We start from the raw sequence: 21,527 nt of genomic DNA on the forward strand, positions 1-21,527 counted from the left end.
GATGTCTTTCGATGTCGGAGTTGTCCTAGCACAGGTTATGCCAGACACACTGGGCTATATCGCGGCAAAAGCGATGTTTTGCATTACGATTTCGTAATCTGAAACACTCTGACCAAACGGAAATTCGCTTGACCGGGAAAGGCCCCTCCGGCATACCAATTCGCGGGACACCTCTCCCCACCGAGGGGCGCCCATCTGTAAGGATGGATAACATGACAGATCTGCCCGCCGCGCGTCCGCGCGCGCCTTTCTTTTCGTCCGGCCCGTGCGCGAAGCGCCCCGGATGGTCCCTGCAAAATCTCAAAACCGACAGCCTCGGCCGCTCACATCGCGCGAAGCTTGGCAAGAGCCGCCTGAAGCTCGCCATCGACATGACGCGCGAGGTTCTGGATGTTCCGGCTGATTATCGCATCGGCATCGTGCCCGCCTCCGACACCGGCGCGGTCGAGATGGCTTTGTGGTCGCTGCTCGGCGCGCGGCCCGTGGACATGGTGGCTTGGGAGAGCTTTGGCGAAGGCTGGGTCACCGATGTGGTGAAGCAGCTCAAGCTTCCCGATGCCCGCGTGATCACCGCGCCTTACGGCGAATTGCCCGACCTGACGCAGATCGACACGAAGACCCGCGACGTGGTCTTCACCTGGAACGGCACCACCTCCGGCGTCCGCGTGCCGAATGCGGATTGGATCGCGGCGGATCGCGAAGGTCTCACCATCTGTGACGCCACCTCGGCGGCCTTCGCGCAGAAGCTCGATTTTTCCAAGCTCGATGTGGTCACCTTCTCCTGGCAGAAGGTTTTGGGCGGCGAAGCGGCCCACGGCATGCTCATCCTCTCGCCGCGTGCGGTTGAGCGGCTCGAGACCTACAAGCCCGCCTGGCCGCTGCCCAAGATTTTCCGCATGACCAAGGGCGGCAAGCTGATCGAAGGCATCTTCGAGGGCGAGACCATCAACACGCCGTCCATGCTGGCGGTAGAGGATTACATCGACGCGCTCGAATGGGCGAAGTCCATCGGCGGCCTGAAAGGGCTCCTCGCGAAGGCGGACGCCAACGCCAAGGTGATCCTCGATTGGGTTGCCAGGACGCCGTGGATCGCCAATCTCGCGAAGAATCCGAAGAACGCCTCCAACACCAGCGTCTGCCTCGTCGTGTCCGACCCCGACATCGTCGCGAAAGGTCCCGAGGCTGTGGCGCAAGTCGCCAAGGGCATCACCGCCGCGCTCGACAAAGAGGGCGTCGCCCTCGACATCGGCGCCTATCGCGATGCACCTCCCGGCCTTCGCATCTGGTGCGGCGCGACGGTGGAAGCCTCCGACCTCGAAGCCCTGACGCCCTGGCTCGATTGGGCCTTCGCGCAGGAAAAGGCGAAGCTCGCGAAAGCGGCTTGATGCTCTCGTTACCCCTCCCCATCGCGGGAGAGGGTGGTCGGCGGATGCCGACGGGGAGAGGGGCCGTTTTCAGAACACGACACCGCCCCTTTCATCGCATTCAGCAAATTCCATTCCCCTCTCCCGACCTCGCTGCGCGAGGCCACCCTCTCCCGCAGAGGGGAGAGGGAGATCAAAAGGTGCCCCATGCTTAAGCCCCGCGTTCTCATTTCGGATGCTCTCTCGCCCGCCGCCGTGCAGATCTTCAAAGATCGCGGCATCGATGTCGATTTCCAGCCGGATCTCGGCAAGGACAAGGACAAGCTCGCGGCCGTGATCGGCGAGTATGACGGTCTCGCCATCCGCTCCGCCACCAAGGTCACCGCGAAGATCCTGGAAAAGGCGACCAAGCTGAAGGTCATCGGCCGCGCCGGCATCGGCGTCGACAATGTCGAGATCCCCGCCGCCACGGCGAAGGGCGTCATCGTCATGAACACGCCGTTCGGCAATTCCATCACCACCGCCGAGCACGCCATCGCCATGATGTTCGCGCTCGCGCGTCAGATCCCGCAGGCCGATGCCTCGACGCAGGCCGGCAAGTGGGAGAAGAACCGGTTCATGGGTGTCGAGCTGACGGCCAAGGTGCTCGGCGTCATCGGCTGCGGCAATATCGGCTCTATCGTTGCCGAGCGCGGCATCGGCCTGCGCATGAAGGTGATCGCGTACGATCCCTTCCTGTCGCCGGAACGCGCGATTGAGCTCGGCGTCGAGAAGGTCGAGCTCGAAGACCTTCTGCGCCGCGCCGATGTCATCACGCTGCACGTCCCCATGACCGAGAAGACGAAGAACATTCTCTCGGCGGAAAATATCGCCAAGACGAAAAAGGGCGTGCGCATCGTCAACTGCGCCCGCGGCGGTCTCGTCGACGAGGTCGCTTTGCGCGCGGCGCTCGATTCCGGCCATGTGGCGGGTGCTGCCTTCGACGTGTTCACGGAAGAGCCCGCAACCACCAATCCGCTCTTCGGCCATCCCAACGTGGTCTGCACCCCGCATCTGGGTGCGGCTACCACCGAGGCGCAGGAGAACGTGGCGCTGCAGGTCGCCGAGCAGATGTCGGATTACCTGCTGCAGGGCGCGATCCAGAACGCGGTGAACTTCCCGTCGATCTCGGCGGAAGAAGCGCCGCGCTTGAAGCCCTTCGTGGCGCTTGCCGAAAAGCTAGGCTCGTTCCTCGGCCAGCTCACGGAAGCACCGATCAAGGGCATCCGCATCGAGTACGAAGGCGATGTGGCGGAGATGAACACCCGCGCGCTCACCTCCGCTGCCGTCACCGGCGTGCTGCGCCCCTTCCTGCAGGATATCAACATGGTGTCCGCGCCGATCGTCGCGCGTGAACGCGGCATCACGGTGGAAGAGGTCAAGCGCGACAGCGCAGCGCGGGACTACGAGAGCTTCGTGCGCATCATCGTCGAGGCTGAGGACATGTCACGCCATGCCGGCGGCACTGTGTTCCAGGACGGCAAGCCGCGTGTCACGGAAATCCGCGACATCATGGTCGATGCGGAATTCGCTCCGCACATGATCTATGTGCGCAATGCCGACAAGCCGGGGTTCATCGGCAGCTTCGGTACATTGCTCGGTGAAGCGGGCGTCAACGTCGCCACCTTCGCACTCGGCCGCGACAAGCAGGGCGGCGATGCGATCTGCTTCGTTTCCGTCGATCAGCCGGTGACGGAAGAGCTGTTGCGCAAGATCGAAGACATCCCGCAGGTGAAGCGCGCCCGCTCTGTGCGGTTCTGACGTGAACGCCCTGTCACAGCGGTTTGTGCTGACGCTCGCCTGCGCCAATGGCCCAGGCATCGTCGCCGCCGTGGCGGGGCATCTTTCCGAAGCGGGCTTCAACATCCTCGATGCCCAGCAATATGACGACACGGAGACGGACCGCTTCTTCATGCGGGTCGTCTTCGATCCCGTTTCCGGTTTAGGCAATATCGAAGGGATGCGGGCGGGTTTCGCGCCTCTGGCCGCGCGTTTCGGCATGACCTGGGCGCTGCGGGAGCCCAATGCACGGCGGCGCGTCCTGCTCATGGTTTCGAAATTCGACCATTGCCTGGCGGATCTGCTCTATCGCTGGCGCATCGATGAGTTGCTCTTCGAGCCGGTCGGCGTCATCGCCAATCATCCGATGGAGACCTATAGCCACGTCGATCTGCGCGGCATTCCCTTTCACCATCTGCCTGTCACGCGAAACACCAAGCTCGAACAGGAAACGAAGGTGTGGGAGATCATCCGAGAGTCGAAGGCGGATCTCGTGGTGCTCGCCCGTTACATGCAGGTGCTCTCGGATGGGCTGGCGGCGAAGCTCGCGGGACGTTGCATCAACATCCACCACTCCTTCCTGCCGAGCTTCAAGGGCGCGAAGCCCTACCACCAGGCGCATACGCGCGGCGTGAAGCTGATCGGCGCAACCGCGCACTACGTGACGTCCGATCTCGATGAGGGGCCGATCATCGCCCAGGACGTGGAACCGATCACCCATCGCGACACGCCCGACGATCTCGTCCGCAAGGGCCGCGACATCGAACGCCGGGTTCTCGCCCGCGCCGTGCGACACCACCTTGAAGACCGCATTCTGCTGAACGGGCGAAAGACCGTGGTGTTTGCGGATTAGAGCATGATCAGAACAAGTGGAAACCGGTTGTTCGCCCAGATCATGCGGCAATAAGGAATCTGGAGCTTGATCATGTTTCAAATCGACATGATCAAGCTCTAGGTTTTTCTCTCGGCGAGCCAGATGCCGCCGAGCACCATCACCAGCCCGATGGCGTGATAGGACGCGAAGGGCTCGCCGAGCAGGATGACGGCGAGCAGCGCGCCGAACACCGGCACAAGATTGACGAAAAGCCCCGCTCGCGCCGGACCGATCAGCTCGACGCCACGGATGAAGAAAATCTGCGCGACAAGTGACGGTAGCACCGCCACATAGAGCAGCACGAGCCAGCCCTTCAGCGTCGGCCATTGCGCCGCGCCGCTCGCCATTTCCACCGCCAGAAGCGGCAGTGAAGTGAGGAAGGCGACGAAGGCGAGCGCCGTGAAGAACACGAAGCCCGGGACGGCGGGTCGCTGACGAAGACCCAGCGTGTATCCGGCATAGAATAGGCAGGCGATCAGCATCAGCACGTCGCCGAAATTCAGCGCCATCGCCCGCAAGACGGCCATGTCACCGCGCACGGAGACGACGATCACGCCGACCATTGTCACCGCCATGCCGAGAACTTGCAAAGGCCGCACCCGGTTACGGAAGAACAGCACCGCGCCGATGAGGACGAGAACCGGAATCGCGCCCTGGAAAATCGTCAGGTTCACCGCGCTCGTGTAATGCGCCGCGCCGTAGAACAGGGCGTTGAAGGCCGTAAACCCGCAGGTGCCCATCGCCACGATGAGCCATCCGTGCCCCTTCAGCTTCGGCCACGCGTCCACGAGCTGGCGACCGACGAGGGGCAGCGTGATCGCGACCACGACCACCCAGCGCAGCGCGACGAGGACCATGGGAGAGATCTCGCCCACCGCGAGACGGCCGGCAACCCCGTTGCCACCCCAGAACAGGGTGGTCAGGACGAGGAGCAGATAAGCGTTCCCGAACAGGATTTTCCGAAATGAATGCAGAATATTCATAGGGCGCAAGACCTCGGCGCGCTTGCTCCCGCGCACCATTCGGGTAAACCGACGCCAGAATGAGGGGCGTCGAAGGTTATGGCCTTACGGTTTCTGGTTATCGAGGGCAATACGCGCAACGCAAGGCAGGCCCACAAGGCCGCCTATGGACTCATGCCGTCGGAATCCTATGCTGCCGTGTTGGGGGAGATCGAAGCCGACATCCTCTGCGACCTGGCTTTCCCCGCCGATGAGGGCGCGAACCTGCCGGATGCCTCGGGTCTCGAATCCTATGACGGCATTGTGCTCACCGGCTCGCATCTCAACATCTATGACGCCACGCCGGACATCCTGCGCCAGATCGACCTGATGCGGGCCATCTACGCGTCTCGCACGCCGTCCTTCGGCTCCTGCTGGGGCCTGCAGGTCGCGGCGGTGGCGGCGGGTGGCGATGTGCGCAAGAATCCGCTCGGCCGGGAAATCGGCTTTGCCCGTCGTCTGACGCCGACCGAGACAGGCCGCGCTCATCCCTTGCTGTCCGGTCGCCCCGCGTCCTACGACGCCCCCGCGATTCATCTCGATCTGGTCACGACCACGCCCGCCGACGCGACGGTGTTGTCGACCAACGCGCTCTCAGCGGTCCAGGCGGCGGAAATCACCATGAGTGGCGGGACCTTCTGGGGCGTGCAATACCACCCCGAATTCAGCCTTGGGGAGCTGGCGGTCATCCTGGCCCGCCGGACCGAGATGCTCGTCGGCGAGGGCTTCTGCCGGACGCCGGAGGAGGCCGCCTCCTACATCGCTGATCTCAACACCCTGCACGCTGAGCCGACCCGGTTCGATCTCGCCTGGCGACACGGACTCGATGAAGAGGTGCTGCTGCCGGAGCGCCGCACCCGCGAAATCCGCAATTTCCTCGAGCACCGGGTGAAGCCGGGGAAAAGCGCGAAGGGCAGGGCCTGAGGGCCGATCGCGCATCCCCTCCAACTCCCCGCTGTCATCCCCGGCTCCGCGGTCCAAGACGTGTGAGTCCGGATCTGATTCCTGGCTGTTCTTAGTTTGTTTCATCAGCCAGTCGCTCGACGCATGCGATAATGACCATTTCGTCTTGACCTCGCGCGTCCGATCCACCAAGAGACTTTGCAAGGTTTTTCCAACCCCAATCCCAACCCTGGCCTTGCGCCGGGGTTTTTTTATGTGAGGCTTTAAGCGATGGCGAACGTGGTTGTCGTAGGCGCCCAGTGGGGCGACGAGGGCAAGGGCAAAATCGTCGATTGGCTGTCCGAACAGGCAGACGTGGTCGTGCGATTCCAAGGTGGCCACAATGCCGGCCATACCCTCGTCATCGGCGGCAAGGTCTACAAGCTGTCGCTTCTCCCTTCCGGCGTGGTGCGCCCCAACAAGCTCTCCGTCATCGGCAACGGCGTCGTGCTCGATCCATACGCGCTCGCCGGCGAGGTGGAGCGGCTGGCTGAACAGGGCGTCTCGATCACCCGCGAGAACCTGCGCGTGGCGGAAAACGCGACCCTGATTCTCTCGATCCACCGCGAGCTCGATGCGCTTCGTGAGAGCGGCAGCGCCGGCACCAAAATCGGCACTACGAAGCGCGGCATCGGTCCCGCCTACGAAGACAAGGCCGGCCGTCGCGCCATCCGCCTGATGGATCTGGCCGATCTCGGCTCCCTGCCGGAGAAAGTCGACCGGCTGCTGACGCATCACAATGCCCTGCGCCGCGGTTTTGGGCTGGAAGAGTTCTCGCCGAAGGCGATCTATGAGGAACTCGCCTCCGTCGCGCCGAAGGTTCTCCCCTATATGGACGCCGTATGGCGGCTGCTCGATGACGAGCGCCGGGCGGGCAAGCGGATCCTGTTCGAGGGCGCGCAAGGCGCTCTGCTCGATGTCGATCACGGCACCTATCCCTTCGTGACCTCCTCCAATACGGTCGCGGGACAGGCCGCCACCGGGTCCGGCCTTGGGCCGGGCGCGGTCGGTTATGTGCTCGGCATCGCGAAAGCCTATACGACCCGCGTCGGCGAGGGGCCGTTCCCGACTGAGTTGTTTGACGAGACCGGCGAGCTGATCGGCCAGAAGGGCAAGGAATTCGGCGTCGTCACGGGGCGCAAGCGTCGTTGCGGCTGGTTCGATGCGACGCTTGTGCGGCAAACCGTCCGCACGTCGGGCATCGACGGCATCGCTTTGACCAAGCTCGATATTCTCGATGGCTTCAAGACCATCAAGATCGGTGTCGGCTATCGCCTGGACGGGGAAACCCTCGATTATTTCCCCGCGAGCCAGGGGGCCCAAGCACGGGTCGAGCCGATTTATGAGGAAATGGAAGGCTGGAGCGGCTCCACGGCGGGTGCGCGCTCATGGGCGGACCTTCCGGCGCAGGCCATCAAATATGTCCGCCGGGTCGAGGAATTGATCGGCGCGCCGGTCGCGGTGCTGTCCACTTCACCCGAGCGTGACGATACAATCCTCATGAAGAACCCCTTTGAGGGTTGACGGCGAAGCGTCGTCGGGCCATCCCAAGACAAATGGCTGATTACTATCCCCTTATCGCCCGCGCCGTCGAAGGCCTGGCCGACTCTTCGCCCGAGACGCGGCGCGCTGTCTATGAGCGCGCCCGTACCGCGCTGATCGGTCAGCTGCGTACCCTCGATCCGCCTCTGTCAGAGGCGGATATCCATCAGGAGCGCTTGTCTCTCGACGCGGCTATCAAGCGCGTCGAGGCGGAATACACGCCGGTTCCGGCGGTCGCGGCCTTCGAGGACGCATCAGTCCTCGGGGCTGTCGAGAGCGAGCATCTGCCCACCGCCGAGTCTCCTAACGTTGCGTTAAGCACGGGCTTTCGCGCGTCGGCCAATGACGATCTGTCAGAGGACGACACCGCCAGCGCCCGGCCGCGGGTCGAAAGTCGTCCGCATCCGGCCCTTCAGAACAACAAACGCATCCGCACCATCGCTCTCGGCGCTGTTCTCGCGCTCGTGATCGTGGCCATCGCGGTCTTCGCATTCGTCTGGCGCGACAAGCCGGACGAGGTCGCGCCGCCGCAATCTGCCGTTGCGGAAAATGCGCAGCAGCCGAAACCGGAAGCAGGCAAGAACAACGAGCGCGTTGGCGGACAAGCCACGCCCGCGTCTCCGGCGTCCCGTCAGGAAGTCGGCGTGGCGCAGCGCGCCGTCTTCTACGAGGAAGATCCCGCCAATCCCCAGACTCCCAAGGCGCAGGTCGGCCGTATCGTATGGCGGCTGGAGGATGTGAATCCAGGGCAGGGCCAAGCGCTAGAAAAGGCCGTTCGCGCCAGCGTCGAGATCCCCGATGCGGGGTTGACGATGAAGATGACGCTGCGGCGCAATCTCGACGCGACGCTGCCCGCCTCGCACACGGTCGAGCTGACCTTCACCACGCGCAACGGCGATAGCGGCCGCGTGATTCGGGATATCGGCCTGCTTCAGTTCAAGAACGAGGAGGCCGCTCGTGGCACGCCCGTCGCCGGTCTGCCGGTGCCGGTGCGGGAGAACCTGTTCCTGATCGGCCTCTCGAACCTGTCGAGCGACATTGATCGCAATACGGAACTGTTCGTGCGCCGCAACTGGATCGACCTGCCGGTTCGCATGGCCTCCGGCCAGCGCGCCATTCTCAGCTTCGAGAAGGGTTCCTCCGGCGAGCAGATCCTGACCAGCGCCTTCAGCCAATGGCAATAAAAAAGCCGCGGTGTGAACCGCGGCTTTGTTTACAGGCGATAGGGATTAGAGCGCGGCCTCGTCCGAAGTCTCGATCTGCGCCAGGTTCTTTTTGACCGCCTCCTGAACCTTCTCGAATGCCCGCACTTCGATCTGGCGCACGCGCTCTCGCGAGACGCCGAACTCGGCGGACAATTCTTCAAGGGTGATCGGATCGTCCGAGAGGCGTCGGGCCTCGAAAATGCGGCGCTCGCGCGGGTTCAAAACCGAGAGCGCGCTGCGCAGCGCAGTCAGCCGGTTCTGGCCCTCTTCTTCCTCGACAAGCACCTGCTCCTGGCTCTGGCCCGAATCCACGAGCCAATCCTGCCACTCGCCTTCGCCTTCCTCGCGCAGGGGCGCGTTGAGCGAGGCGTCGCCGCCGAGGCGGCGGTTCATGTCGATCACGTCCTGCTCGGTCACGCCGAGCTGGGTCGCGATCTGCTTGACCTGCTCGGGGCGCAGATCACCCTCTTCAAGCGCCGAGATGCGGCCCTTGGCCTTGCGCAGGTTGAAGAACAGCTTCTTCTGGTTCGCGGTGGTTCCCATCTTCACGAGGGACCAGGAACGCAGGATGTATTCTTGAATCGCCGCTTTGATCCACCACATGGCATATGTGGCGAGGCGGAAACCCTTCTCTGGTTCGAAGCGTTTGACGGCCTGCATCAGGCCGACGTTCCCTTCGGACACGACTTCGCCGATCGGCAGCCCATAGCCGCGATAGCCCATGGCGATCTTCGCCACGAGGCGCAGGTGGGATGTAACGAGTCTGTGAGCGGCTTCGCGGTCGCCATGCTCACGCCAGCGTTTGGCGAGCATGTATTCCTCATGCGGCTCGAGCATGGGGAAACGACGAATCTCGTCGAGATAGCGCGAAAGGCCCCCTTCATTGGCAAGCACAGGCAGCGCTGCAGCCATATCTTATTCCTCCTTTGGCTCCCTCGTTCCATGAGGCAAGCCCGAGGCGGCCCCCAACATCGGCCGACCGCCCTAGCCGCCCAATATAGGCGGTCCAAACGTGTCCGAATAGAGGCGTTCAGGCTTCGAGACGGATCAACGCGCGGAGAATGCAGGGGTGCCATCACGGCACCGTTTTGCGACGCAGTGCCGCTGTTGGCATCAGGCCCGCAAAGCCTGGAGAAGCCGGTCCATATCGGCAGGGAGGGGGCTCTCGAAGCGCAGGAATTCTCCAGTACGCGGATGCTCGAATCCAAGCACGGTGGCGTGAAGCGCCTGCCGTTTCAAATCCGCGAGCGCTGTCTGCGCCGCCTCCGAGAGACGATTCGCCTTGGTCTTGAATCCCGAGCCATAGACGCGATCCCCCAGCAGCGGATGGCCGATATGAGCCATGTGCACGCGGATCTGGTGCGTGCGCCCTGTTTCGAGCTCGCAGCGCACCAGGCTCGCCACCGGATTGGCCGGCGGCAGCGCTTCCAGCACCTCGTAATGCGTGATGGCGTAACGGCCGCGCTCACCCGACACCACCGCGATCTTTTCGCGGTTGTGCAGGCTGCGGGCCAAAGCCGCGTCGACGATGCCCTTGTGCCTGTCGGGGACTCCCCAGACTGCGGCGAGATAGGCGCGCTCCAAAGGACCCGTCCGGCCATGATCGGCGAATTGGTCGGCAAGGCCCTGATGGGCGCGGTCGTTCTTGGCGACGACGAGCAGGCCGGACGTGTCCTTGTCCAGCCGATGCACGATGCCCGGCCGCTTCACGCCGCCGATGCCGGACAGGCTGTCGCCGCAATGGGCGATGAGGGCGTTGACGAGAGTGCCGGATTCGTGGCCTGCCGCCGGATGCACGACGAGGCCGGCGGGCTTGTCGATGACGATGAGATCCTCGTCCTCATAGACCACCTTCAGCGCGATCGCTTCGCCCTGCGGCTCGGCCGCGACCGGCGGCGGCACGACAAGCGCGATGATCGCCCCCGCCGCCACCTTGAGGCTGGGGTCGAGAACCGGCGCACCATCAATCGTCACCTGTCCGTCGCGGATCAGCGCCTGCAGGCGGCTCCGCGACAAATCGGGCGAAAGACGCGCCAATACCCGATCCAGCCGCTCGGCGGCCGTGCCATCCTCCAGGGTCCATTCTCGTTCGGTCGTGTCGCTCACCAGATCCTCATCGATACCGCCCTGTCGCTTTTTTCAGGAAAGGGGCTTGTCGGGTTTCAGAAGGCTGGTTATACGAGCGGCCTCCGCCTTGCTAGCTCCCTTCGTCTAGCGGTCTAGGACGTCGCCCTCTCACGGCGAAAACAGGGGTTCGAGTCCCCTAGGGAGCGCCAAGGTTTTAACGGCTTAGTTGATTCTCGCCCGAAGCTCCGCGGGAGTTTCACGTGGCAAACGTCAATTTCTCTGCCGGCCGAATTGGGCATGGCGGAGAGCGGTATTGATCGCGCCTCTGCTTTTATTGCTTGCTGGTCGATAGCGGGTGCTAACCGCAAAGCGGATTGGGATTTGCCACAAACTAGCATTGTGGGATTCCTCGATGCCTTCGTTTCGAAGGTAGGCGATATTTCGAAGTCCCGGGCTTCCCTGAATGCCACACAAAAAAGGCACCCAAGGGCGCCCTTCTGACTCAGATCTCCAGAGACATCAGTTTGTGGGCGCTCTCCAGCGGGAGTTGAACTTCGACCCGATTTGCCACCGCTTCACATCGTCGGAAGCACCGTTGCACGGAGTTTCGATCGTATCGCGCAGATATAAGAATTCCGCATCTATGATCACACCGAATAGAACGCAGACCGTGTTCCGGCGGCCGAGAGGCTTGTTTTGCAGTTTCAATTCCGTGCGCACGACGACGGCTTCTAGCTTGCGTGATTTCCAATCGGCATCGCCGAAATCCTCGACGGTGTAGGACTTGCTCTCTAGCTCCCAACGGTCGCGTATCATCTGCTTGTAGGAACGCACGAATGTCGGGAAGAGCTCTGCCGCGGGACCGAAAATGCCGTCTCCGCGCCGGTCTCCACTGGCCTTCACATCATTGATGAACGTATCAATAACCTTGGACACGTGGTCTTGGGCGGCCCGGGCCATGGAGCCGTTTCGCGCTTGCAGATCCCGCTCGATGTTCTCGCGCCTAGCGGCCGCATCGAGCTCGCGCTGCCGGAGGATTGCCGCCTCTTCCTGGAAGGCCTTCCGGGCCTGTTCCTCTTTGGCTATCTGGGCGGCTTCCGTCTTAAGGATGGCGGAGACTTCGAGCGGCTCGACCCACATCGGCGCCAACATGTAGTCTAGGCGCTCGCGTTTAAGGGCCTTGATGAGGCCAGCGAGGTTCTCCGCGGAGGCGTAGATGGCGTTGCATTTGCGGGTCTGTTAATCCGCAAACGCATCGTCGAGCGACATCTTCGTGAAAACGACATCTTTCGCCGAGACGTGGAAGACCGTGTCCGTCTTGCGAAGCACTGCGACTTGGTGGGCCTCAGGATCCTCCGGCACGGTGTGACAGATCCGCCCATGGCCCGGGTTCGTGTATACGAGACCGAAGCCGGTGCTTCGCCCGTTGAGGATTTGCGCCTCGATCGTGGCTGAGCTGGCAACCTCGCTCTGAAGAGCTCGTACGAGGAACGTTGCTGGGTCTTTTTTTTCGCCTCTCCACAGGACTGCCAAGAGTTTCAACGGTTAGCCCCGCTGCAGGCGCGGCCTTTTCATTTAAGTGTTTGGGACGAAGGCGCCTCGCGTTTTGCGCCGGTAGTATGGTTCAAACCTTCGATGATCGTCAGGCAGCGCGGATGCGAGCCGAGGGGCGGAAGGAAACAAGCCTGTGCCCCGGCAGTCGGCGCGCACGAGGTCTCTCGGGGGAGGGCAGCACCGTCAGATTCGTCGTGACTGAGCCTCCGAAGAAGACGGAGCTGGGACCCGAGACGGCGGCAATCATCTGCTTATCGTCGAACTGGTAGCTGATTACGCCACCACTCCAACGCACCGATGTGCCCATGAGGTCGGCGGTGAGCACGACTTCCCCGGCTGTCGCGACGACGTTGGCGAGGATCGGCGCGGGTGCCTCGAAGGTCCAGCGCATCTCTCCCGTGGTGACAGCTCGATCAATGAAATCCGAACGTCTATGGGAGATCGCCACGGCAGTCGGAAAGATCGACGCTGATCTGAATGCGCCCCTCGTTGACAGTCCATTGCCTGACCGTCGGCTTGCGTAATCCGGAGCGCGTGAACGGATCTTCATTGGCGATCTTCATGGCGTCCTCAAAGGAGGTTGCTCTCACGATCGTGAGGCCATCGCCTGTGAGTTGGCCGTTCTCATCGGAGAACGGGCCCGACGCAAACAGAATGCCGCGCTTTTCGAGGTCGATAAGGTAGTTGAGGTGCTCCGCCAAATAAGGCCGCAGAGCTGCCGGCTCCGCCACTGCGCTGTTCAGGATGACAAACAACTGCTTACGCATCATGCGGGCAAGAAGAGCTTGGGGGTCTTCAGACCGGCGCGCCTGGTCTATCGTCATGATGCGGAACTCAGCTGGAGGGCTGCAAGGACCTGTTTCGTGGTTGCGCGGTAATGCTTTTCGAGCGCTGCCACTGCGGCCTTTGAGTTGCGGGCGAGGGCAGCATCCAGGATCTGCTTGTGTTCGGATATGGTGTCGCGCGTGAGCTTCGGTGCCGAAACCTTCAACGCGCGAACCATGCTGTAGCGCTCGGCCTGATCGAAGAGAAGCCCGGCCAATCTGAGTTGCCAATCGGACCCGCACGCCGCCAGCAGGGCCATGTGGAAATTGCGGTGATGTCTAGCCCAGGATTCAGCTGCGTTGCCCGGTCCGTGAGGAATGGGAAGACGTGAAAGCGAGTGAAAGCTTGCCACCAGGTTGGTCTCCCAACTGAGGTCGCCCGCCTTGATCGAACGAGTGAGAGCTTCGCGTTCGATCACCAATCTGGTCTCCATGACGTCGAGGACATCTGCCGCGGTGATGGGCGCCACGCGGAAACCTCGCTGGCCAACCGTCGTGACAAGTTGCTCGACGGCAAGACGAGACAAGGCCTCCCTCAGGGGGCTGATGCCCACATCATACGCAGCCCGCAACTCGTCCGAGCGCAAAGGAGATCCAGGCGGCAACTTTCCCCATACGATGTCCGACCTGAGGCGCCAGTACGTTGCCTCGGCAAGAGTTTTCGGAGCCGCCTCGGCGGTCTCGGGGGAGTTTCCCGGAGGAGCGCTGGGCTGAATCGCGAGTGATCTTTTCATGGTTCGCTTCTTGACATACTTGCCGATTTAGATCTAGCGTCGCTCATTAATTTGGAAATTTTATATGACTTTCCAAATTACCGCAACGGGTTCCGGCCCGCGGCGGACCGCATAAAGGGCCTTCTAAAATAAGAAAAACGGTCACGGGGAGATGTCGATGTGGCGGCCGAGTTTGCCATCCTGGAGCTTAGCCGTTCGATCTGCGCCAGCCGTAATGTTTGTCCTTACGTAAGGAGTGCGGCATGGCGATTCTGGTCGAGCAGGTCTTGAACGGCATCAACTATGGTCTTCTCCTTTTCCTGATCGCGGCCGGCCTGTCGCTGGTCTTTGGCGTTATGCACCTCATCAATCTGGCGCATGGCTCCTTGTTCATGGTCGGCGCGTTCGCGGCCGCCGCTTTTGCCCATATCACCAAGAACTTTCTGCTCTCTGTCATCTGCGCAACATTGCTGGCGGCCGCCGTTGGTTGGCTTGTTGAGCGTGTCATCGTGCGCAAGCTCTACGCGCGAAGCCATCTCGACCAGGTGCTCGCAACCTTCGGTCTCATCCTGTTCGCGAACGAGTTGCTGCGTTGGATATCCGGCGGCGTGCCTCAATATGTCCCGTCTCCGGGGCTGTTCTCCGGCACGGTGATGTTGCCTGGAGGTATCGAGTATCCTGCATACCGGATGATGGTGACTTCCATCGCTGCTATCGCCGCGCTCGCGATGTGGATGGTGATAGCGAAGACGCGCGCGGGGATGCTGGTACGCGCTTCCGCGAGCAACCCGACGATGGTTCGCCACATCGGCTTCGATGTCGGCTTGATCTCGACCCTCGTATTCGCCGTTGGCGCAGGACTGGCCGGTTTGGCGGGAGCGTTGACCGGCCCGCTGGTTTCGATCGAAGTCGGCATGGGCGAGCAAGTGCTCATTCTCTCCTTCGTGATCGTCGTTATCGGCGGGCTCGGGTCCATTCGGGGAACATTTCTCGCCGCGATGATGGTGGGCCTGGTCGATACGTTGGGCCGCGCCCTGATGCCGCTGGCTCTCAGTGGAATATTCAGTGCACGCGCGGTTTCGAGTTTCGCTCCGGCTTTGTCAGCGACTCTCGTTTATATTCTGATGGCCGTGGTTCTGATCATGCGGCCGCAGGGGTTGTTCGCGCGATGAGACACCTCGAAAAGCCAGTGGTTCTAGACCTGCAACGCCCGACGAATGTGGCCGCGCGCATCGTCGGCGGGGTGCGCTCCTATGCGGCCAACGCCCTCCTGGTCGCCTTGCTCGCGCTCGCACCATTTCTTTTCGAAAGTCACATCGTCGGCAGCCTCACACGCGGCATGATCTATGGAATGGCGGCTTGCGCAGTCGGGTTCATCATCCGTTGCGGCGGCATGGTGAGCTTCGGTCACGCGGCCTATTTCGGATTGGGCGCTTATTCGGTGTTGATCGCCCAAAAGATCGGGCTCACCGAAGCGCTGCTCATCTGGCCTATCGCGGTTCTGGTTTCCGCCGCCGCCTCACTCGCGATCGGCTCCCTTTCGCTCAGAACGCGCGGCGTGTCATTCATCATGATAACGCTTGGCTTCGCGCAGATGGTCTACTTCGTCATCTCGAGCGTGCAAGGGCTGGGTGGCGCCGACGGTCTTGGCCTTCAGGCGCGAAATCAAATCGGTGGCGTCTCCCTCGAGAGTCCGACGAGGTTCCACTTTGTCGTTCTTGCGCTCTTGCTCGTGGTTTTTTGCGTGCTGTCGCGGGTGGGTCGCTCACCTCTCGGCATGGCTCTTGCCGGCATTCGGCAGAACGAGCGTCGGCTCAAGGCTCTGGGCTACAACACGACCCGGCTTCAACTCACCGCCTTCGTTCTCTCTGCTGCCATCACCGGCTTGGCAGGGGCTCTCGCTGCCGAATTTTATCTTTATGTCAGTCCCGGCCTGCTGCACTGGATCGTGTCCGGAGAGTTGCTGGTCATGGCGACGCTCGGCGGAGTGACGGCGCTCATGGGCGGTCTCTTCGGAGCCCTGGTTCTCCTTCTCGCCGAGGTGCTGATCTCGGAATTTACGACCTACTGGCGAATGGCTCTGGGGCCTGTCGTGATCGTGGCGGTGTTGTACCTTCGGCAAGGGCTTCAGCCTGCGTTGCAGAAAATGCTTGGAGGCGGCCGTGACTGAGCCGGTTCTTCAACTGCGAGCGCTCACAAAATCGTATGGCGGCCTCATCGTCACGGACAATGTGGATTTGAACGTTCTGCCGAACGAGGTTCACGCGCTCATTGGTCCCAACGGCGCTGGCAAGTCGACACTCATCGCCCAGATCTTCGGAGAGATAACACCTGACAAGGGGGCGGTCCTCTGGTGCGGGGAGGAGATAACGCGGATTCCCGTCCACCAGCGCGTCAGAAAGGGGCTGGCTCGATCCTTTCAAGTTACGAGTGTGCTGCCGGAATTCACCGCCCTCGACAATGTGCGCCTGGCGACACTCGCCAGCGCGTCATCGAACCCTTCTGCCTTCGAGGTTGCTGCCGCCAATCTGACTGCGACCGAGCGCGCCCAGACGTGTCTTGAAAGAGTCGGGCTTGCGACGCGTTCGAATGCTCGGGCCGAGGCGCTTTCATACGGAGAGCGCCGGCACCTCGAGCTGGCGATGGCCTTGGCGCTGGAGCCGCGCCTCATGCTGCTCGATGAGCCGATGGCTGGTGTTGGATCGGACGAGAGCCACTCTCTCACGGCCGTTCTGCGAGATCTTCGGCAGAGCTGCGCGATCCTCCTTGTCGAGCACGACATGGATGTCGTCTTTGCTTTGGCCGACCGTGTCTCGGTCCTTGTTGCAGGCCGCATCGTTGCCTCCGGGTCTCCTGCCGAAGTCCACGAGGACCATGAGGTGAAGCGCGCCTATTTCGGCGAGGAGGACGTGTGGTGAGTTTGCTGAGCGCGTGCAAACTTCAGGGCGGATACGGCGCCGTTCAGGTTCTCTTCGGCGCGGATGTCCAGGTCGATGAAGGGCAGGTCGTTGCGCTCGTCGGTCGCAACGGTATGGGAAAAACCACCACCATCCGCATGCTCACCGGCGAACTGGTACCACGCGATGGAGAAATCTCCTTCGCCGGACAATCCATCGTCGGCGTGCCGGAGTTCAGAATTGCGCGTCTTGGGATCGGTCTTGTGCCTGAAGGTCGGCAGGTCTTTCCCAATCTGACTGTTGAAGAGCATCTCACTGTGGCCGCTCGTGCCGGCGAGGGAGGCCGTGCCTGGACCGTCGAGCGTGTACTCGACTTGTTTCCTCGCCTCGGTGAGCGCCAAAAGCAGTTCGCCAAGACGCTCTCGGGCGGCGAACAGCAGATGCTGGCGATTGGGCGGGCGCTCTTAACAAATCCAAGACTCCTGATTCTGGACGAAGCGACCGAAGGTCTCGCTCCTCTGGTGCGTCGGGAGATTTGGATGTGCCTGGAGGCGGTGGCGAAAACCGGCCTCTCGGTCATCGTGGTCGACAAAAACATCAAGGCGCTGTGCCGGATCGCGCATCGGTTCTTTGTCCTCTCGAAGGGCAAGACAGTGTGGACCGGAAATGCGTCGGAATTTGCCGAAGCTGCTGACGTTCATCGACAGTATCTCGGCGTTTAGGGGAGGAACGACAATGCGCTTTACAAAGACAATCGGCACAGCCTTGGCGCTCATGACATCCGTGGCCGCGGCGCAAGCCGCGCCGGAGAAGATCAAGATCGGTTACATTTCGACCTTGTCCGGTCCCGCGGGCAGCCTGGGTGAAGAGATGCTCAATGCCTACCGCTTGGGGCTTGAGCACACCGGCGGAAAACTGGGTGGAATTCCCGTCGAGCTGGTGACGGGCGACGACCAGGCGAAGCCGCAAACGGCGGTGCAGGTGGCGCGTCAAATGATGGAGCGCGACAAGGTCAGTTTCTTCTCCGGTCTCCTTTTCAGCCATGTTGTCGATGCGGTGAATGCGGTGGTGTTGCCGCGCGACCAGATCGTGGTGGCGCCCGTCGGCGGATCCTCGGAAACCGCAGGTGAGAAGTGCAACCAGAATTTCTTCATGGTGTCCTGGAACACAGACACCATGTTCGAAGCGATTGGCTCCCAGATCGCCAAGTCGGGCATCGACAAGGTGGCCGTGATCGCAACCAACTATCAGGCCGGATGGGACGCCGCTGAAGGTTTCAAGCGCGGTTACGGCAAGGCCCCGACCGCGGAAATTCTCGTCAAGCTGGATCAATCCGATTTCGGCGCCGAGCTCAGTCAGATCCGTGCCGCCGATCCGAAAGCCGTCGTCGTCTTCCTTCCAGGTGGCTCGGGCATTGCCTTCATGCGGCAGTTCCAGCAGTCGGGTTTGCAGCGCACGGTCGTGCCCTACGCCGCGACCTTCCAGGCCGATGAGACCACCTTCCAGGCTCTGGGAACTGCCGCCAAGGGCCTGATGAATGCCGGGCCCTGGAGCCCGTATCTCGACAACCCGTCCAACAAACGGTTCGTCCAGGCGTTCCGGGAAAAGTATGGACGCAACCCGTCGATCCTTGCGGCCATGTCCTACGACACCGTGTTGCTGCTGGACAAAGCAGTCTCCGACGCCAAAGGCGACGTCGAAAACCCCGCGACCTTCAGAGAGGCATTGAGGCGCGCAAAATTTCCCTCGATCCGGGGTGATATCCATTTCGGGAACAATCACTTCCCGGTGCAAAATTTCTACCTCAGCAAGGTTGCGGATGCATCGGGGGGCGGTTTGCACAACGAACTGGTGGGCTCGATTTTCGAGCAACGCGCCGACGCACATCAAGCCAAATGCACCATGAAATGGTGATCGCTGTATCGATATGAGAAGCGGAGGACCTTCATGACCGCTGTTGGCATGATCGGGTTGGGGCAGATCGGTCTTCCGATGGCTCAGAACCTCTTAAAAGGTGGACACACCGTCATTGGCTATCGTCGCAGCGATCAGTCCGAACTGATCGCTGCGGGTGGGATCCCGGCATCCTCTCCGCGCGAAGTCGCGGAACGATGCTCGATCATTCTGTCTTGCTTGCCTGATGACGCCGCTCTTGAGAGCGTCGTCTCCGGGCCGCAAGGACTCGCATCGGCCTCCCGCGACGGGCTCGTCCTCGTTGAGCTCTCCACACTCGATACCGGTGTGAAGAGCAAGCAGGCCCGCGCCCTCATGGAGAAGGGCGGGCAGATGCTCGATTGCGCGGTGAGCGGAATCCCGCGAATGGTCCGAGAACGTCAGGGCGTGATCTACGCGAGCGGCGACGAGATGGTGTTTGAGCGCGTCAGGGAAGTCCTTTCGGCGGTTGCCGAACGGGTCTTCTTCTTTGGCGAGTTCGGAAACGCGACTAAAGCAAAGTTGACCGCGAACATTCTGGTCGCGCTCAACATCATGGCGACAGCAGAGGCCATGGCTTTCGGCATCAAGGCGGGGCTCGATCCCGATCGCCTCATCGGAGCGCTCCAGGACGGAGCCGGTTCGTCCCTCCAGTTCAAGGTTCGTGCCCCCGTGATGGCGGCTGGTGCGTGGGATCGCGTCATGGCACCGACCGCCATGCTCGTGAAGGACATCCATCTCATCACGGCCACGCGGGAACGCCTTGGATGCCCGACACCGCTGCTCGATCAAGCGGCGGCCATCTACGAGGCGGCCATCTCCGCCGGATACGGCGAGACCGATGTTGCATCTGTCTTCGCCGTGGTTGCCGAGCGCGCAGGCATTCAAACGGAAACGAACAAAAAGGCTTCCTGAGCCATCGGAGTGGAGTATGACGGAATACAAACTAGGAACGGCTGTCGTCGATGGCGCATCGAAGCCCGTCGTGCTCGTCCAAGGGCGTGTGTTCACGCTGGCCGAGGTGCTCGGGAAGGGTGGTGCGAAAGCCGTTCCGGCATCTTTGATTGACGTTTTCGGCAATTGGGAGGCGCAACGCTCCGCGCTTTCCGCCGCGCTGAAAGATTTTCGGGCAGCCGGAGGCGGCCGCGATCCTGAAAGCCTCGTCTATCAGGCACCCGTTCCAAATCCTCGGGCGGTGATCTGCGTCGGTGTGAACTACCGCGACCATCTCGCCGAGATGAAGGTCAGCCAGGAACCGTCATATCCTTATGCGTTCCTGCGCCCGCCTTCATCGTTGGCAGCACACCGCGAAGAGATCAGGCTGCCCAAGGGGCCTCAAATGGTCGATTGGGAAGCCGAACTCGGGATTGTCGTCGGACGACGCGTCCCGGCCGGTGATACCGGTGACGCATTCAGTGCGGTTGCCGGATATACCGTCGTCAACGACGTCTCGGCGCGCGACTGGATCATCAATCGGCCGCCGGTCGGCATCGACTGGGTGATGCAGAAAGCGTGGGATCAGTTCCAGCCGACGGGGCCCTGGGTCACTCCTGCCGAGTTCGTGCCGGATCCTCAGGCTCTCTCGATCGAGCTCTCGGTCAATGGCATCGTGAAGCAACGGTCGAATACCGGGCAAATGATCTTTGGGGTTCGTCAGATCATGCAGCATCTTGCGGGCATCATGACGCTTGAACCCGGAGACATCGTCGCGACGGGAACGCCTGCTGGAGTCGGGTTCGGTCAGAGCCCGCAGGAGTTTATCCAGACAGGTGATCAGGTCTGCGTTACTGTCGAGAGGCTTGGTACTCTCGAGAACCGTTTTATCTAACGCTCTACAACTTTCGAGGACTACACATGAGCATGATCCGCGTCGACCGTATTGCATATGCCGCTTTCGAAACCCCTGATCTGGCGGCTCAGACGGACCATTATGAACGTGTCATGGGGCTGAAGCTCGTCGAGCGCGACACCGACACGGCGTATCTGACCGCAGGCGTCGATCATCACACGGTGATCCTCCGGCGCGGCGATGCCGGACGGTGCGTCGCGCTGGGTTTCCAGGTTCCGCCCGGTACGGATCTCGGCGATTACGCGACCCAGATCGGGAAGCACGGTATTGCGACCGCCCGCCGAAGCGACAGTCAGCCCAACATCCGCGATCTCGTCGCTTTCGAAGACAACAAGGGAACGCGTATCGAAGTTTTCGCGGAACACGAGCCGGTGCCGAATGGGCCGCGCTGGTCCGGTATCGCGCCCAACAAGTTGGGGCATGTGGCGTTCAATGTGACCGATATCCAGGCGACCGTTAAGTTCTACTGCGATGTGCTGGGGTTCCGGGCCAGCGATTGGATGGGAGACTTCTTCGCCTTCCTGCGCTGCGGTCCCGATCACCACTCGATCAATCTCGTCACCGGCGCCACCACGAAAATGCACCACATCGCTTTCGAGCTGCGTGACTGGACTCATATCAGGGACGCTTGCGATTTTCTCGCGCAGGAGAGAACTCCGCTGGTGTGGGGGCCGGTTCGACACGGGATCGGGCACAATATCTCCACCTACCATCGCAATCCCGACGGCCAGATCATCGAGCTCTTCTGCGAACTCGATCGGGTGAACGAGAGCACGCAGTCGTTCGAGCCGCGTCGCGTTCATCAGGATTTTCCGCAGTCGCCGAAGGTTTGGTCCGATATCCTCCAAGCGGCCAACATGTGGGGTTCGCCACCGCCGGAAGGTTTCTTGGACTAAGCAGGCTCGCAACTGCACCTGCTTCACCTGAGAGTCTTTGCACTTCGCA

22 protein-coding genes and 1 tRNA gene are annotated in these 21,527 nt (G+C 61.8%); 15 read left to right on the top strand and 8 right to left on the bottom strand.

From position 1 onward, the window contains the following. Positions 1–212 precede the first annotated feature (212 nt). From I2H38_RS15795 to purU, 3 genes are all read left to right on the top strand, one after another. Entirely contained in the window at positions 213–1,385 is a 1,173-nt protein-coding gene (locus I2H38_RS15795) for a phosphoserine transaminase (RefSeq protein ID WP_196272822.1), read from the top strand. A gap of 186 nt (positions 1,386–1,571) precedes the next feature. Continuing rightward, on the top strand, positions 1,572–3,164 hold the full coding sequence (gene serA / locus I2H38_RS15800; RefSeq protein WP_196272823.1) for a phosphoglycerate dehydrogenase: 1,593 nt from the start codon (positions 1,572–1,574) through the stop codon (positions 3,162–3,164). Between the two features lies 1 nt (position 3,165). Beyond that, complete coding sequence (gene purU, locus I2H38_RS15805) at positions 3,166–4,035, top strand: formyltetrahydrofolate deformylase (protein WP_196272824.1); 870 nt, start codon at positions 3,166–3,168, stop codon at positions 4,033–4,035. A gap of 98 nt (positions 4,036–4,133) precedes the next feature. Here purU and I2H38_RS15810 read toward each other — a convergent pair whose 3' ends face one another. Next, a complete protein-coding gene (locus I2H38_RS15810; protein WP_196272825.1) occupies positions 4,134–5,039 on the bottom strand; it encodes a DMT family transporter in 906 nt (301 codons plus the stop codon). Between the two features lie 78 nt (positions 5,040–5,117). Here I2H38_RS15810 and I2H38_RS15815 point away from each other — a divergent pair, with 78 nt between their 5' ends. From I2H38_RS15815 to I2H38_RS15825, 3 genes are all read left to right on the top strand, one after another. Next, a complete protein-coding gene (locus tag I2H38_RS15815) occupies positions 5,118–5,981 on the top strand; it encodes a type 1 glutamine amidotransferase (protein ID WP_196272826.1) in 864 nt (287 codons plus the stop codon). A gap of 249 nt (positions 5,982–6,230) precedes the next feature. Next, entirely contained in the window at positions 6,231–7,523 is a 1,293-nt protein-coding gene (locus I2H38_RS15820; RefSeq protein ID WP_196272827.1) for an adenylosuccinate synthase, read from the top strand. Positions 7,524–7,555: 32 nt separating this feature from the next. After that, positions 7,556–8,725 carry a histidine kinase gene (locus I2H38_RS15825; protein ID WP_196272828.1) on the top strand — a complete coding sequence of 390 codons (1,170 nt, stop codon included), beginning with the start codon at positions 7,556–7,558 and terminating at the stop codon, positions 8,723–8,725. Between the two features lie 45 nt (positions 8,726–8,770). Here the strand turns inward: I2H38_RS15825 and rpoH are convergent, their stop codons facing one another. Further along, positions 8,771–9,658 carry an RNA polymerase sigma factor RpoH gene (rpoH, locus tag I2H38_RS15830; RefSeq protein ID WP_196272829.1) on the bottom strand — a complete coding sequence of 296 codons (888 nt, stop codon included), beginning with the start codon at positions 9,656–9,658 and terminating at the stop codon, positions 8,771–8,773. 201 nt (positions 9,659–9,859) lie between these two features. Continuing rightward, entirely contained in the window at positions 9,860–10,852 is a 993-nt protein-coding gene (locus tag I2H38_RS15835) for an RluA family pseudouridine synthase (protein ID WP_196272830.1), read from the bottom strand. A 94-nt stretch (positions 10,853–10,946) separates the two neighbouring features. On the opposite strand from I2H38_RS15835, the gene I2H38_RS15840 reads away from it, so the two are divergent. Beyond that, positions 10,947–11,022, top strand: a tRNA-Glu gene (locus I2H38_RS15840). A gap of 310 nt (positions 11,023–11,332) precedes the next feature. On the opposite strand, the gene I2H38_RS15845 is transcribed toward I2H38_RS15840, so the two are convergent. The 5 genes from I2H38_RS15845 to I2H38_RS15865 form a co-directional block, all read right to left on the bottom strand. After that, positions 11,333–11,965 (bottom strand): hypothetical protein, encoded by a 633-nt coding sequence (locus I2H38_RS15845; RefSeq protein ID WP_196272831.1) that lies wholly within the window; start codon positions 11,963–11,965, stop codon positions 11,333–11,335. 87 nt (positions 11,966–12,052) lie between these two features. Beyond that, the gene (locus I2H38_RS15850; RefSeq protein WP_196272832.1) at positions 12,053–12,355 is read right to left on the bottom strand and encodes a hypothetical protein; all 303 of its coding nucleotides are present in this window, start codon (positions 12,353–12,355) and stop codon (positions 12,053–12,055) included. A gap of 100 nt (positions 12,356–12,455) precedes the next feature. Further along, complete coding sequence (locus I2H38_RS15855; RefSeq protein ID WP_196272833.1) at positions 12,456–12,758, bottom strand: hypothetical protein; 303 nt, start codon at positions 12,756–12,758, stop codon at positions 12,456–12,458. Between the two features lie 40 nt (positions 12,759–12,798). Continuing rightward, positions 12,799–13,191 carry a YciI family protein gene (locus I2H38_RS15860; RefSeq protein ID WP_196272834.1) on the bottom strand — a complete coding sequence of 131 codons (393 nt, stop codon included), beginning with the start codon at positions 13,189–13,191 and terminating at the stop codon, positions 12,799–12,801. After that, positions 13,188–13,925, bottom strand: a complete 738-nt coding sequence (locus I2H38_RS15865; RefSeq protein ID WP_196272835.1) for a GntR family transcriptional regulator — start codon at positions 13,923–13,925, stop codon at positions 13,188–13,190. Before I2H38_RS15865 ends, I2H38_RS15860 begins: the two co-directional genes overlap by 4 nt. A gap of 242 nt (positions 13,926–14,167) precedes the next feature. Here I2H38_RS15865 and I2H38_RS15870 point away from each other — a divergent pair, with 242 nt between their 5' ends. The 8 genes from I2H38_RS15870 to I2H38_RS15905 are packed head-to-tail and all read left to right on the top strand — an operon-like array spanning position 14,168 to position 21,478. Beyond that, positions 14,168–15,076, top strand: coding sequence for a branched-chain amino acid ABC transporter permease (locus I2H38_RS15870; protein WP_196272836.1), 909 nt, complete (start codon positions 14,168–14,170; stop codon positions 15,074–15,076). Next, positions 15,073–16,074, top strand: a complete 1,002-nt coding sequence (locus tag I2H38_RS15875) for a branched-chain amino acid ABC transporter permease (RefSeq protein WP_196272837.1) — start codon at positions 15,073–15,075, stop codon at positions 16,072–16,074. Before I2H38_RS15870 ends, I2H38_RS15875 begins: the two co-directional genes overlap by 4 nt. Beyond that, positions 16,067–16,822: an ABC transporter ATP-binding protein gene (locus tag I2H38_RS15880; RefSeq protein WP_196272838.1), complete on the top strand. Its 756-nt coding sequence runs from the start codon at positions 16,067–16,069 to the stop codon at positions 16,820–16,822. Before I2H38_RS15875 ends, I2H38_RS15880 begins: the two co-directional genes overlap by 8 nt. Next, complete coding sequence (locus I2H38_RS15885; RefSeq protein ID WP_324617416.1) at positions 16,819–17,523, top strand: ABC transporter ATP-binding protein; 705 nt, start codon at positions 16,819–16,821, stop codon at positions 17,521–17,523. Before I2H38_RS15880 ends, I2H38_RS15885 begins: the two co-directional genes overlap by 4 nt. A 13-nt stretch (positions 17,524–17,536) precedes the next feature. Then, positions 17,537–18,715, top strand: a complete 1,179-nt coding sequence (locus I2H38_RS15890; RefSeq protein ID WP_196272839.1) for an ABC transporter substrate-binding protein — start codon at positions 17,537–17,539, stop codon at positions 18,713–18,715. Positions 18,716–18,748: 33 nt separating this feature from the next. Beyond that, entirely contained in the window at positions 18,749–19,648 is a 900-nt protein-coding gene (locus I2H38_RS15895; protein WP_196272840.1) for an NAD(P)-dependent oxidoreductase, read from the top strand. A gap of 16 nt (positions 19,649–19,664) precedes the next feature. Next, the gene (locus I2H38_RS15900) at positions 19,665–20,561 is read left to right on the top strand and encodes a fumarylacetoacetate hydrolase family protein (RefSeq protein WP_196272841.1); all 897 of its coding nucleotides are present in this window, start codon (positions 19,665–19,667) and stop codon (positions 20,559–20,561) included. 26 nt (positions 20,562–20,587) lie between these two features. Then, positions 20,588–21,478, top strand: coding sequence for a VOC family protein (locus tag I2H38_RS15905; protein WP_229426738.1), 891 nt, complete (start codon positions 20,588–20,590; stop codon positions 21,476–21,478). Positions 21,479–21,527 lie beyond the last annotated feature (49 nt).

This window comes from Microvirga alba, from assembly GCF_015694465.1.
Taxonomy (GTDB): Bacteria; Pseudomonadota; Alphaproteobacteria; order Rhizobiales; family Beijerinckiaceae; genus Microvirga; species Microvirga alba.

Bases quoted from the DNA above. Each gene is read 5' to 3' on its own strand.
- I2H38_RS15795 (WP_196272822.1), top strand. From the start codon at position 213: ATGACAGATCTGCCCGCCGCGCGTCCGCGCGCGCCTTTCTTTTCGTCC.
- serA (WP_196272823.1), top strand. From the start codon at position 1,572: ATGCTTAAGCCCCGCGTTCTCATTTCGGATGCTCTCTCGCCCGCCGCC.
- I2H38_RS15810 (WP_196272825.1), bottom strand. From the start codon at position 5,039: ATGAATATTCTGCATTCATTTCGGAAAATCCTGTTCGGGAACGCTTAT.
- I2H38_RS15815 (WP_196272826.1), top strand. From the start codon at position 5,118: ATGGCCTTACGGTTTCTGGTTATCGAGGGCAATACGCGCAACGCAAGG.
- I2H38_RS15820 (WP_196272827.1), top strand. From the start codon at position 6,231: ATGGCGAACGTGGTTGTCGTAGGCGCCCAGTGGGGCGACGAGGGCAAG.
- I2H38_RS15825 (WP_196272828.1), top strand. From the start codon at position 7,556: ATGGCTGATTACTATCCCCTTATCGCCCGCGCCGTCGAAGGCCTGGCC.
- rpoH (WP_196272829.1), bottom strand. From the start codon at position 9,658: ATGGCTGCAGCGCTGCCTGTGCTTGCCAATGAAGGGGGCCTTTCGCGC.
- I2H38_RS15845 (WP_196272831.1), bottom strand. From the start codon at position 11,965: ATGTTGGCGCCGATGTGGGTCGAGCCGCTCGAAGTCTCCGCCATCCTT.
- I2H38_RS15855 (WP_196272833.1), bottom strand. From the start codon at position 12,758: ATGCGCTGGACCTTCGAGGCACCCGCGCCGATCCTCGCCAACGTCGTC.
- I2H38_RS15860 (WP_196272834.1), bottom strand. From the start codon at position 13,191: ATGACGATAGACCAGGCGCGCCGGTCTGAAGACCCCCAAGCTCTTCTT.
- I2H38_RS15865 (WP_196272835.1), bottom strand. From the start codon at position 13,925: ATGAAAAGATCACTCGCGATTCAGCCCAGCGCTCCTCCGGGAAACTCC.
- I2H38_RS15870 (WP_196272836.1), top strand. From the start codon at position 14,168: ATGGCGATTCTGGTCGAGCAGGTCTTGAACGGCATCAACTATGGTCTT.
- I2H38_RS15875 (WP_196272837.1), top strand. From the start codon at position 15,073: ATGAGACACCTCGAAAAGCCAGTGGTTCTAGACCTGCAACGCCCGACG.
- I2H38_RS15890 (WP_196272839.1), top strand. From the start codon at position 17,537: ATGCGCTTTACAAAGACAATCGGCACAGCCTTGGCGCTCATGACATCC.
- I2H38_RS15895 (WP_196272840.1), top strand. From the start codon at position 18,749: ATGACCGCTGTTGGCATGATCGGGTTGGGGCAGATCGGTCTTCCGATG.
- I2H38_RS15900 (WP_196272841.1), top strand. From the start codon at position 19,665: ATGACGGAATACAAACTAGGAACGGCTGTCGTCGATGGCGCATCGAAG.
- I2H38_RS15905 (WP_229426738.1), top strand. From the start codon at position 20,588: ATGAGCATGATCCGCGTCGACCGTATTGCATATGCCGCTTTCGAAACC.